11 protein-coding genes and 1 pseudogene are annotated in these 12135 nt (G+C 71.9%); 7 read left to right on the top strand and 5 right to left on the bottom strand.

All coding sequences use genetic code 11. From position 1 onward, the window contains the following. Positions 1–366: 366 nt before the first annotated feature. The 6 genes and pseudogenes from xylB to BA175_RS03750 all read left to right on the top strand — a co-directional run bounded on the left by xylB (position 367) and on the right by BA175_RS03750 (position 7465). Positions 367–1848 carry a xylulokinase gene (gene xylB, locus BA175_RS03775; protein ID WP_069169754.1) on the top strand — a complete coding sequence of 494 codons (1482 nt, stop codon included), beginning with the start codon at positions 367–369 and terminating at the stop codon, positions 1846–1848. Positions 1849–1919: 71 nt separating this feature from the next. Continuing rightward, positions 1920–3194: a VWA domain-containing protein gene (locus BA175_RS03770; protein ID WP_079159358.1), complete on the top strand. Its 1275-nt coding sequence runs from the start codon at positions 1920–1922 to the stop codon at positions 3192–3194. Next, positions 3194–4012, top strand: a complete 819-nt coding sequence (locus tag BA175_RS03765; RefSeq protein ID WP_069169752.1) for a hypothetical protein — start codon at positions 3194–3196, stop codon at positions 4010–4012. The genes BA175_RS03770 and BA175_RS03765 overlap by 1 nt, the downstream gene beginning before the upstream one ends. Before the next feature lie 347 nt (positions 4013–4359). Further along, positions 4360–4623 (top strand): annotated as a pseudogene (locus tag BA175_RS29215) (ABC transporter ATP-binding protein); the annotation flags it as partial. 202 nt (positions 4624–4825) lie between these two features. Then, on the top strand, positions 4826–6715 hold the full coding sequence (locus BA175_RS03755; RefSeq protein WP_069169750.1) for an ABC transporter ATP-binding protein: 1890 nt from the start codon (positions 4826–4828) through the stop codon (positions 6713–6715). Positions 6716–6835: 120 nt separating this feature from the next. Further along, on the top strand, positions 6836–7465 hold the full coding sequence (locus tag BA175_RS03750; RefSeq protein ID WP_069169749.1) for an alpha-ketoglutarate-dependent dioxygenase AlkB: 630 nt from the start codon (positions 6836–6838) through the stop codon (positions 7463–7465). A 65-nt stretch (positions 7466–7530) separates the two neighbouring features. On the opposite strand, the gene BA175_RS31025 is transcribed toward BA175_RS03750, so the two are convergent. The 4 genes from BA175_RS31025 to BA175_RS31015 form a co-directional block, all read right to left on the bottom strand. Further along, the gene (locus BA175_RS31025; protein ID WP_069169748.1) at positions 7531–7929 is read right to left on the bottom strand and encodes a peptidoglycan-binding domain-containing protein; all 399 of its coding nucleotides are present in this window, start codon (positions 7927–7929) and stop codon (positions 7531–7533) included. Between the two features lie 342 nt (positions 7930–8271). Then, the gene (locus BA175_RS03740; protein WP_139131366.1) at positions 8272–8661 is read right to left on the bottom strand and encodes a peptidoglycan-binding domain-containing protein; all 390 of its coding nucleotides are present in this window, start codon (positions 8659–8661) and stop codon (positions 8272–8274) included. Between the two features lie 154 nt (positions 8662–8815). Then, complete coding sequence (locus tag BA175_RS31020; RefSeq protein WP_069169746.1) at positions 8816–9217, bottom strand: peptidoglycan-binding domain-containing protein; 402 nt, start codon at positions 9215–9217, stop codon at positions 8816–8818. 235 nt (positions 9218–9452) lie between these two features. After that, a complete protein-coding gene (locus BA175_RS31015) occupies positions 9453–9857 on the bottom strand; it encodes a peptidoglycan-binding domain-containing protein (RefSeq protein ID WP_069169745.1) in 405 nt (134 codons plus the stop codon). 237 nt (positions 9858–10094) lie between these two features. Between BA175_RS31015 and BA175_RS03725 the strand changes: the two genes are divergently transcribed. Then, positions 10095–11093 carry an ArsR/SmtB family transcription factor gene (locus BA175_RS03725; protein WP_079159356.1) on the top strand — a complete coding sequence of 333 codons (999 nt, stop codon included), beginning with the start codon at positions 10095–10097 and terminating at the stop codon, positions 11091–11093. A gap of 61 nt (positions 11094–11154) precedes the next feature. Here BA175_RS03725 and BA175_RS03720 read toward each other — a convergent pair whose 3' ends face one another. After that, the gene (locus BA175_RS03720; protein ID WP_069169744.1) at positions 11155–12135 is read right to left on the bottom strand and encodes an ABC transporter substrate-binding protein; all 981 of its coding nucleotides are present in this window, start codon (positions 12133–12135) and stop codon (positions 11155–11157) included.

Below are 12135 nucleotides of genomic sequence, written 5' to 3'. Positions count from 1 at the left end.
GGCTCCCCGAACGGGTCGTTGCCACGCCAGCCCACGGTCCACAGACCGAAGGTGAACCTGTCCGCGGGGGTGGGGGTGAAACGGTCCGTCATCGTCTGTCCGCCTTCGCGTGTGTCGGGTCCGGCACCGGCCGGTGCGGCCGGACTCATTTGTTCAGTGCGATGACTAATTATGCACGGGCCCACTCCGTGACGTAAACCCTCGGGCGGGCAAGTCGGAGCCGCCTCTGGCCCGCGGACCGCCCATCCCGTAATTTGTTTGTCGCACGACCAAAACCGCATGCGTATCGGCCCGCACCCGCAGGGCCGTCACCTGCGGGTCCCCGCATCCGCATGACCCATGCACCAGCACGAGAAGAGGTAGCCCATGCCGCCGCGTACCGTCGTCATCGGCGTGGACAGCTCCACCCAGTCCACCAAGGCGGCCGTCACCGACGCCGAGACCGGGGAGCTGCTCGCCGTCGGCCGCGCTCCGCACGTCGTCACGGGCGCCGGCGGGGCGCGCGAGAGCGATCCCGAGGTGTGGTGGCAGGCGCTGTGCGACGCCGTCGCCGCCGGGCTCAAGGAGTCCGGCCTCTCCGCCTCCGGCGTCACCGGGATCGCCGTCGCCGGCCAGCAGCACGGCCTCGTGGTCCTGGACCGCTCCGGCCGCCCGCTGCGTCCGTCGCTGCTGTGGAACGACACCCGCTCCGCCCCGCAGGCCGTGGCACTGACCGCCGCCCTGGGCGGTCCCGAGGCGTGGACCGCGCGGACCGGGACGGTGCCGGTCGCCTCCATGACCGCGTCGAAGTGGCAGTGGCTGCGCGAGAACGAGCCGGAGGTCGCCGCCGCGGCCGTCTCCGTACGGCTGCCGCACGACTTCCTGACCGAGCGGCTCGCGGGCACCGCGGCGACCGACCCCGGTGACGCCTCGGGCACCTGCTGGTACTCGACCAAGACCGGCGCGTACGACCCCGAACTCCTGGGCCTGCTCGGCCTGGGCACCTCGATGCTGCCCCCGGTCGCCGCCACCGGCGGAACGCGGATCGGCTCGCTGACCGCCGAGGCGGCCGAGGCGCTCGGTCTGCCCGCCGGGATCGCCGTCGCGGCCGGCACCGGGGACAACATGAGCGCGGCCGTCGGCCTGGGCCTCGGCGGCGCCGGACTCCTGGACCACCCGGTCCTGAGCCTCGGCACCTCGGGCACGGTCTTCGCCGCGTCCCTGACCCGGCCCGCCTCCGCCGCCCTCTCGGGCTTCGCGGCGGCCGACGGTACGTACCTCCCGCTGGCCTGCACGCTCAACTGCACGCTGGCCGTCGATCGGGTGGCCACCCTGCTGGGCCTGCACCGCGACGACGCGACGCCCGGCGGCGAGGCCGTCCTCCTGCCCTACCTGGACGGCGAACGCACCCCGGACCTGCCGACCTCCTCGGGCCTGCTCACCGGGCTCCGGCACGACACCACCCCGCAGCAGCTGCTGGGCGCCGCCTACGAGGGAGCGGCCTTCACCGTGCTGCGCGCCCTGGACGAACTGCTGCTGGCCTGCGGCCTCGACCCGGCCGACCCCGAGGTGGCGGGCCGGCCGCTGCGGCTGATCGGCGGCGGCGCCCAGGGCCGCACCTGGGTGGACACGGTGCGCCGGCTCTCCGGCCGGCCCCTGATCGTCCCCGGCAGCGGCGAACTGGTGGCGCTCGGCGCCGCCGCGCTCGCCGCGTCGGCTGCGGGCGGCGGCGACCCGGTCGCCGTGGCCACCCGCTGGAACGAGAAGGCCGAGGACGCCCACATCCCGGCGGTGGAACGGGACACGGAGACGTGGGAGCGCGTGGGGTCGGTGCTGGACCGGGCGGCCGGGCCGCTGCTCGGCGGGTGAGCAAGGTCCCCGAAATCACCGCCGCCGGCACGGTTTTGGGGATGACCGCGGATCTTCAATAGGATCCGTCGATGATCATAAGAAAACGGCTGACGGCCGGGGTGTGCGTTCTGCTCGCCACCCTGGCCGCCGGACTCGGCACCGCGCTGCCGGCCGCCGCCGACGAACCTTCCGCCGCCGCGTCACCCAAGGTCGAACTGGTCCTTGACGTCAGCGGCTCCATGCGCACCCGCGACATCGACGGCCAGTCCCGGATCTCGGCCGCCAAGCAGGCGTTCAACGACGTCCTGGACGCGGTGCCGGAAGAGGTGCAGCTCGGCATCCGCACGCTCGGCGCCGACTACCCGGGCGACGACCGCAAGGTCGGCTGCAAGGACACCAAGCAGCTCTACCCGGTCGGTCCGCTCGACCGTACGGAGGCCAAGACGGCGGTCGCCACCCTGGCCCCGACCGGCTGGACCCCCATCGGCCCCGCCCTGCTCGGCGCGGCCGACGACCTGGACGGCGGGGACTCCACCCGCCGCATCGTTCTCATCACGGACGGCGAGGACACCTGCGGCCCGCTGGACCCGTGCGAGGTGGCGCGTGACATCGCCGCACGCGGCATCCACCTGGTGATCGACACCCTGGGCCTGGTACCCGACGCCAAGATCCGGCAGCAGCTCACCTGCATCGCCGAGGCGACCGGCGGCACCTACACGGCCGTCCAGCACAAGGAGGAACTCTCCGGCAGGGTCAAGCAGTTGGTGGACCGGGCCGCCGAGCCCGTCGTCACCCCCGTGGCGGCCGAGGGTGCGGACAGCTGCTCCGCGGCCCCCCGGCTGAAGGCCGGCCTCTACACGGACCGCCAGGAGTTCGGCACGCACCGCTGGTACCGCGTCGACGTGCAGCCCGGCCAGGAGCTGCGCGCCTCGGTGAGCGTGGCGGCGGACCGTGCCGTCAACAACGACTACGGGGTCCTGCTGCGCGCGGTGACCACGCACGGCCGTGAGATCGTCCGCGGCGAGGCGGCCGGCTCCGGACGTACCGACGCGATCTCCACCGGACTGCGCTACCCGAAGCCGGAACTGGACGACGCCGACGGCGTGAAGCCCGCCGCCGAGGCCGTCTGCCTCCAGCTCGGCAACTCCTTCGCGGCGCCCGCCTCCGTGAAGACCACGCCCGGCATGCCCGTCGAGCTGACCATCGACCTGGTCGACGGTCCCGACGAAGCGTCCGACGTCGCCGCGTTCGGCCTGGGCCGCGGCTGGTGGCTGCTGGGCGTCATGGTGCTGACCGGGCTGATCGCCGGTCTGCTGTTCGGCTGGATCTCGCGCTGGCGCGTCGCCGTATGGAGGACCAACTGATGCGTACGTCCCGCACCCGGCGGCTGCGCCGCGCCTGCGCCGGCGCGCTGCTCGCCGGAGTCACCCTGCTCACCTCGGCGGGGGCGGCCACGGCCGACGACCCGTCGGCGAGCCCGGCCGGCGAAGGTGGTGCCGGCCCCACGGAGGCCGGCACCACCTTCCGCACCGCGACGCCCGTCCAGCAGGGGCAGACCGCCACGGCTGACGCCTCCACGGGCGACTACCTGTACTGGGCCTTCCCCGCCGACGCCGGCCAACGGGCCACCGTCCGGGCGAAGATCACCCTGCCGGAGAACGCCACCCGCCACGGTGCGTCGACCTGGCAGGTCGACGTGTACGACGGGCTGCGCCGCAGACAGGCCTGCGTGTACGGCCACCAGACCAGGAAGGCGGCCCCCGACTCGGGCACCGTCGAGCTGTCCTGCGTCCTGCGCACCGTGCGCGCCTGGTCCGAACCCTGGGCGAACGACCCCCTGCCGGGGAGCTACTACGTGCGCCTGACCGTGGTCGGTCTGGCCGAGGAGGACCTCGGCCTGCCGGTCCACGCCGAGACCCGGATCACCTCGGACGACAGGGGCGGCGCCCACGACGTGGACGGCACCCTCGCCGAACCGCTGGTCCCGGGCGTGTCCGTCACCTCGGTCCAGGACGGTGCCCGCCTCAGCAGCGAGCCGGAGGACGGCTGGGCCTCCGGCTGGTGGACCACCCGCTGGCTGTGGACCGTGGGCGGGGGCGTACTCGCCGCGCTGGCGGCCGTGTTCGGCTACGGCCTCACCCGCGGCGGCGGCCGTCCCTCCCGGATTCCACCGGGGGCCTGACCGCCCCTTGCGGTCCTCGCCGGTGTGCCCCGTCCGGACGGACGGGGCACACCGCGTCCCGGGGGCGGGCGGCCGGCGGAGTGTCCGCGGACGGCCGTGCCTGTCCGCCGGCCCGGCGGCGGGGAACCAGCATGCGAGAGGGAGTTGCACGCTCCGTGCGGCCCGGATTGGCCGATCGCATGCAGCAACCGCTTTCTCCGCCTCGGCAGCTCTCCACGCTCGACCACCGCTACCGGGGCGAGCACCCGATCCGTACCCTCGGCTACCTCCTGCGTCCCGACCGGAGGCGGCTCGGCGTCGCCGTACTCGCGTTCGTCGTCAAGCACAGTCCGGTGTGGCTGCTTCCGCTGATCCGCGACCCGCGGGTACTGATCCTCGACGAGGCGACATCCGCCCTGGACACCCGGTCCGAGGCGCTGGTCCAGGAGGCCCTGGCCCGCCTGGTGCACGGCCGCACGGTCTTCGTGGTGGCGCACCGGCTCTCCACGCTCCGGGCGGCGGACCGCATCGTGGCCATGGAAGGGGGGCGGATGGCCGAGGTGGGGACGCACGGCGAACTCCTGGCGAGCGGCGGGGTGTACGCGGGTCCGCAGCCCGAGCCGTCCGCGTAGGCGCACCGGCCCGGCAGCGGACGGAAACCCTGGCACCGTGCCCCCCGTTCCGTCCCCGACGCCGCAGCCGGACCCGGAGGTCATGGTGGCGGTCCGTGCGCGCCGAGCGGGACACCGGGTGACATCCGGGGTGATCGATTGACCTGAAGTCCGGTCGAGGTCCTAGCGTTCCGTTGTACACACCGACGCCGGAGGCACCCGCATGGACATGGAAGTCACCGCGTGGACATCGCTGCACACCGCGATGAACGCGCAGCAGGACCGCAGACCCTTCTCCAGGGCCACCTTGCGCCGCATCGCGGCGTTCGCCCGGCCGCACCGGCGGCGGATCGTCCGCTTCCTGCTGCTCAGTGTGGTCACCGCGCTGCTCGCGGTGGCCACGCCGGTGCTGGCCGGGAAGGTCGTCGACGCCATCGTGGACGGCGAGGAGAACGGAACGGTCGTCCGCCTCGCCCTGCTCATCGCCTTGATCGCGGTGGGCGAGGCGGGCCTCGGGCTGCTCACCCGGTGGCTGTCCGCCACGCTCGGCGAGGGGCTGATCCTCGATCTGCGGACCGCTGTCTTCGACCACGTCCAGCGGATGCCGGTCGCCTTCTTCACCCGCACCAGGACCGGCGCACTGGTCAGCCGGCTCAACAACGACGTGATCGGCGCCCAGCGGGCGTTCAGCAACACCCTGTCCGGTGTCGTCTCCAACCTCGTCACGCTGCTGCTGACCCTGGCCGTGATGCTCACCATCTCGTGGCAGATCACGCTGCTCGCCCTGGTACTGCTTCCGGTGTTCGTCGTGCCCGCCCGCCGGATGGGTTCCAGGATGGCGGCGCTGCAGAGGGAGGCCGCCGGTCACAACGCCACGATGGGGACGCAGATGACGGAACGGTTCTCGGCCCCGGGAGCCACCCTCATCAAGCTCTTCGGCCGGCCCGCCGACGAGTCCGCGGAGTTCGCCGCCCGCGCCGGCCGGGTCCGGGACATCGGGATCCGTACGGCGATGCTGCAGTCGACCTTCATCACGGCGCTCACGCTCGTCTCCGCCCTGGCCCTCGCCCTGGTCTACGGTCTCGGCGGCTACTACGCGCTGCGCGGCAGCCTCGATCCCGGAGCCGTCGTCGCCCTGGCCCTGCTGCTCACCCGGCTCTACGCACCCCTGACGGCGCTGGCCGGCGCCCGGGTCGAGGTGATGAGCGCGCTCGTCAGCTTCGAGCGGGTCTTCGAGATCCTGGACCTGGAGCCGCTGATCGCCGAGAAGCCGGAGGCCCGGCGGGTGCCGGACGGGCCGGTCTCCGTGGAGTTCGACGGCGTGTCCTTCGGTTACCCGTCCGCGGACAAGGTCTCCCTCGCCTCCCTGGAGGAGGTCGCCACGCTCGACGGCCGGGGCGGCACCCGGGTACTGCACGACGTCTCCTTCCGGGCGGATCCGGGCCGTATGGTGGCGCTCGTCGGTTCGTCCGGGGCGGGCAAGTCGACCATCGCGCAGCTGCTGCCCCGGCTGTACGACGCCGACGCCGGCTCCGTACGGCTGAACGGCGTCGACGTACGTGATCTCACGGCGGAATCGATCCGGGAGACCCTCGGCATGGTCACCCAGGACGGGCACCTCTTCCACGAGTCGGTGCGCGCCAACCTGCTGCTCGCCCGGCCGGAGGCCACCGAGGAAGAGATCTGGGACGCCCTCCGCCGCTCGCGCCTGGAGGGCCTGGTGGCTTCGCTGCCGGACGGGCTGGACACCGTGGTCGGTGAGCGCGGCTACCGGCTCTCGGGCGGCGAGCGCCAGCGGCTGACCATCGCCCGGCTGCTCCTGGCCCGGCAGCGGGTGGTGATCCTGGACGAGGCGACCGCCCACCTGGACTCGACCTCGGAGGCCGCCGTCCAGGAGGCCCTCGCGGAGGCGCTGGAGGGCCGCACGGCCGTCGTGATCGCCCACCGGCTCTCGACGGTGCGGGCCGCCGATCTCATCCTGGTGGTCGAGGACGGACGGGTCGTCGAGCGGGGGACGCACGACGAGTTGCTGGCGCTGGGCGGCCGGTACGAAGAGCTGCACCGCACCCAGTTCGACCGGCCGGGTACGGAGGAGGCCCCGGTGACCTCCTGACCACGCCGGGCGCCTCATCGGGGGCGCCCGGTGGTGCGGCGGGTCCCGGGCGTGGGCCCCTCGGCTCTGCGCCACCCCCCACTCTGAACACACGTTCGATTGTCGCGTTAGGCTGGTCCCATGTCCATGCACCTCCAGGGCTCACTCTTCGACCAGGACGACGGCCCGCACCTCTCACCGCTCTCCGGCGTGCGGAGAACCGTGCTCGGTGACGGCGCCTGGATCGACCTGCTGCCGGGATGGCTGAGCGGGAGTGACGGTCTGATGGCCGAACTGGCCGCCGGGGTCCCCTGGCGGGCCGAGCGCCGGCACATGTACGACCGGACGGTGGACGTGCCACGGCTCCTGGCCTTCTACCGCGACGGCGACACGCTGCCCGCACCGGTGCTGACCGAGGCCCGCGACGCCCTCTCGGCACACTACGCCGACGAGCTGGGCGAGCCCTTCAGCACCGCCGGCCTCTGCTACTACCGCGACGGACGCGACAGTGTCGCCTGGCACGGCGACCTCGTGGGACGCGGGGCCCACGAGGACACGATGGTCGCCATCCTGTCCGTGGGAGCGCCGCGCGACCTCCTCCTGCGCCCGCTGCACGGCAGGGGGGAGACGGTACGGCGGCCCCTGGGGCACGGGGACCTCATCGTCATGGGCGGTTCCTGCCAGCGCACCTGGCAGCACGCCGTCCCCAAGACGGCGAGTGCGCGAGGGCCCCGGATCAGCATCCAGTACCGTCCCCGCGGGGTGCGGTGACGCGCTCCCCTGCCGGGGGCTCGTCGTCGCCGGAGCGCCGCGCAGCGTTCGGGCCCCGCGCATGGTCACGACCGGTAGCACACATAGGTCCGCAGCGCGGGCCATGTCTCGCTGCCCACGATCCCGTCGGTTGCGAGCGAGTAGCCGTACGCGTTGTTCATCATGGTCTGGAACTTCTTGGCGGCGGCCTTGGAGTTGGTCCCGAAGACACCGTCGATCGTGCCGGGGTCGAATCCGGCCCACGTGAGCAGACACTGGGCCTCGACACCCGCGGACGTCACCACGGTGGAGCTGGGAACGACCGTCGTGCCCCCGTAGTGGCCGGCATACGCGTAGGGCTCCGAGGCCGAGAACCTGCAGGTGTACGCCTGTGCGGTAGCGGTGCCGGCGAAGGCGGCCGGTGCGGTGAGGGTGGCGGTGATCAGTACGGCGGCCGTCAAGGCCGTCGCGATGTTTCTGCGCATCTCGTCCCGTCTCTCCGATGAGGTGCTGCATGACGCTGTCCGGTCGTCGTCGTGGGGGTGTCCCGCGTTGCCCGGTGGACGGACGGCGGCGCCGACTCGCCGCGTTGTCGGGACGTCCACCACCTCCCGCAGGTGGACGTCCCTCCCCCCGTGCGACGCACCGCGTCCATGCCGCTCTGATCCCCCGGGCAACGCGGGCCCCCCCTTTCGGCCGCCGGAACGCCCCATCACCAGCGCTCCGGCCGACGCCATGGGCGGCCGCCAGGCCCGGCGCCGAGGGCGGCGGGACCGACCGCTCGAGATCGATCCTCGACCGCGAACGGTGACGACTGCTCAGGCGTTCTACACGGCGTACCACCGCAGCGCTGGCCATGTGTCGCTGCCGACGATCCCGTCGATCGCGATGTTGTAGCCGAACGCGTTGTTCATCATGGTCTGGAACTTCTTGGCGGCGGCCTTGGAGTTGGTCCCGAAGACACCGTCGATCGTGCCGGGGTCGAATCCGGCCCTCTTGAGCAGGCACTGAGCCTCGATGCCCGCACTGGACACCCCGGTGGAGCTGGGAATCACCGTGTTGCCGCTGTAGTAGCCGGCGTACGCCTTGTCTGCCGAGACCGAATAATGGCAGGTGTACGCCTGGGCAGTGGTGGTGCCGGCGAAGGCCGCAGGGGCGGCGACGGTCCCGACGATCAGCGTCGCGGCCATCAGAGCCATGGCGATGTTTCTGCGCAAGGTCGTCTCACTCTTCTCTCGTGTCGTGGTCCGGTGGTGACCGCCGGCGGGCGAAGCCACCGGTGGCGCCGTCGCAGGCGGGGGCGCGACGCCGATTCCCGGTTGAACGCGTGGGTCGTTCCGAGCGGTGGTACGGGAAGCGGACGGGCCGGGCCTACCAGTGGGCGCCTACGTAGTACCGCAGCTCCGGCCATGTGTCGCTGCCGACGATCCCGTCGACGTCGAGTACGTGGTAACCGGACCTGTCGTTCACGTGGGACTGGAATGCCTTGGCCGCGGCCTTGGAGTTGGCCCCGAACACTCCGTCGATCGTGCCGGGGTCGAAACCCGCCGCCCTGAGCAGGCACTGAGCCTCGATCCCCGCACTGGACACCCCTGTGGAGCTGGGAATCACCGTGTTGCCGCCGTAGTAACCGGCATACGTGTACACCCCCTGCTCCGAGTAGTGACAGGTGTACGCCTGGGCGGTGGTGGTGCCGGCGAAGGCCGCAGGGGCGGCGACGGTCCCGGCGATCAGTGCCGCGGCCGTCAAGGCCGTCACGATGTTCGTGCGCAAAGTTGCTCGTTCCTCTCGTTCTGTGCTCCGGTGGTGATCCCCGTCGGGAGTCGCCCGCCGACGGTGGATGACGCGTTCTCGTGGCGTGGTGGAAAAGGGCACCGAGGCAGTTCCCCCGGAAGACGCGTGCACCGGCGGAAGACTTTCCCGGCACGCGTCGCCCCTGCCGTCCCGTCGATCAGCCCGCCCCTCGGGCACAGGGCGGCTTCCGGTCGGGGGCGTGTGGTGCCGCGCCTCACATTCCAGGTGCGCAACAACGCAGGTAGTACCACGTCTCGGGGCCGACGATGCCGTCGACCACCAGCATGGGGCGGTTGGCCCAGTCGTTGATGTACGCCTGGAACTCCTTCGCGGCGGTCCGGGAGTTCGGCCCGAAGACGCCGTCGACCGTGCCCGGGTCGAACCATCCTGACTTCTTGAGGAGACACTGGGCCTCGATGCCCGCACTCGAGACTCCGGTGGAGCTCGGAATGACTGTGCTGCCGCTGTAATAGCCGGCATACCAGTTACCGCTCGACGATTCGGTGTAGTGACAGGTGTACGCCTGGACGGTGGTGGTGCCGGCGAAGGCCGCAGGGGCGACGGCGGTCCCGGCCATCAGCGTCGCGGCCGTCAGGGCGACGGCGATTGCTTTCCGCACGATCCCTCTCGTTTCTCTCGTGCCGTGGTCCGTTGGTGATCACCGCGGACCGACTGCAAGGGCTGTCCCGCGGCCCCTCGCACCGCAACTCCCCCGCAGCGTCGGGGCCACCGCGCTGCGGGCCACCAGACTGCGGTGATCAGGCCTTCCACCGCGACCGTTTGTGCCAAGATTCGATGAGGTTCGAAGGGACGGCTGCCGGAGCAGCGTGACCGGGCAGCGGGGGGTGGAAGGGGCATGATCGAGCTCACCGTGGACGTCGCCGGGCTCGCCCGGTCCCGCTTCGCCGTCTCGCCGCTCCACGAGGTCGTCGCGACGCTGCTGCCCTGGGGGGCCGAACCGGGTCCTGACACAGATCCCTGGGTCGCCCGCACCCGGCAGGTACTGCGGCGGGCACGACTGCCACTGCTGTCGGAGCTGACGCGGGACGAGGGCGGATACGTGCCCGACTTCCTCAGCCCGCATCCCGCAGGACCCTCGCCCACGGTGGAGGAGCAACTGGAGCAGGTCCGGTGCACGCCACCCCGACGCGTCCTGGGCGAGTTGGAGGCCCTGCGCGAAGGTCGACCGCCGAACGGCCTCGCCGGCTGCGAGCTGCCGGCAGGTGTGCGGCGTGCCATGGGGCGGGGCGGTGCGCATGTGGCCCGGCAGGCGGCGGACGAGATGCGGCGCTACTGGGATCTGGCCTTCGCCCCGCACTGGCATGCCGCCAGGACCACCCTGGACGCGGAGGTCGACCGATGCGCCGGGGTACTCGCCCGGCACGGAGCTGCCAGGCTCTTCAACTCGCTGGACACCGGCGTCCGCTGGGCCGATGGCACCCTGCGGGTCGAGAGCCGGTTCCGGATCGCCCTGCCCGTGCCGTTGGTGATCGTCATGCCGTCACTCGTCGCACGGGGACCGGCCGTTGCCGTGGATCCGACGCGCGACGGGGGACGGCCCCCGATACTCATCTATCCCGTGCGCAACGAGGTCACGGCCGGCGCGATCGGCTCGGCGACAGCCACGGCCGAGATGGCCCGGCTGCTCGGCCCCACCCGTGCCGGACTGCTGGCCGCTCTGGCGCAGCCCGCCTCCACCACAGAGCTGGCGTCACGTCACTTCCTGAAAGAGTCCACGGTCTCCTACCACCTCGGCATACTGCACCGGGCCGGTCTCGTCACCCGCGCCCGGTCGGGCCGGTCGGTGCTCTACCGCCGCACGCCCGAGGGGTCCCGGCTGGCAGGGCGCCGGTAGAAGGGGGGCGGACCGGGTTCCGCCGTGGCGGGCGAGGTGCGATGGGACGACGAGCACCTCGTCAGTCCAGCCACTTCTTCCAGGTGCCGGGACGTTTCCCGATCCAGCGTGCGGCGGCCTCGTCGGGGCTGAGCCGGTCGGAGGCGATCAGTTCCGATACCTCGTTCTGGTCCTTCTCCGACCAGTGGAACTTCTTGAGGAAGGCCGCCGCCTCGCCGCCCCGCTCCGCGAAGCCGGCGTTGAGGTACTTCTGGAGCGGGGTCTTCGGGTAGGCGCAGTCGATGTCCTCGGGGGCCTTGGCCGCACACGCGTCGGAGTAGGCCGGGAGCTTCACCTCGACCATGGGCACCTCGTTGAACAGCCACTGCGGCTGGTACCAGTAGCTGAGGAAAGGCTTCTTCTCCTTGGCGAACTGCTGCATCTGGGTGATCTGCGCGGCCTCCGAGCCGGCGAAGACGACCTTGTAGTCCAGGCCGAGGTTCTTCACGAGGGCCTTGTCGTTGGTGACGTAGGAGGGCGAACCGTCCATCAGCTGGCCCTTGTCGCCGCTCTCCGCGGTGCGCAGTTCACCGGCGTACTTGTTCAGGTTCTTCCAGTCCGTGACGTCGGGGTGTTCGTCCGCCCAGTAGGCGGGGACGTACCAGCCGATGTGGCCGGTGACTCCGAGGTCACCGCCCGGGACGATGGTCCTCTTGTCGTGGACGTACAGCTTCTCCTGGTCGGGGTGGCCCCAGTCCTCCAGGATGGCGTCCACCCGGCCCTGGCTGAGGGCGTCCCAGGCGGGGACCTCGTCGGTCTGCACGAGATCGACGCGGTAGCCGAGTTCGTCCTCGAGGATCTTCCGGGCGACGGCCACGTTGGCCTGGGCGCCGACCCAGGACTGCACGGAGAGCGTGACGGTCCGGATGCCGGCGGGGGCCGCGAACGGGGACGCCTGTTCGGTCATGTCGGCGGCGCCGCAGCCGGTGACGGTCAGCAGGGCGGCGGCCGAGGCCGCGATCGCGGACGTGCGCGGGCGGGCGCGCCTACGGGTGCGCGTCAT

Source organism: Streptomyces griseus (assembly GCF_001715295.1).
In the GTDB taxonomy this organism is placed as follows: Bacteria; Actinomycetota; Actinomycetes; order Streptomycetales; family Streptomycetaceae; genus Streptomyces; species Streptomyces griseus_G.
This window is presented reverse-complemented; position numbering and strand designations above follow the sequence as displayed.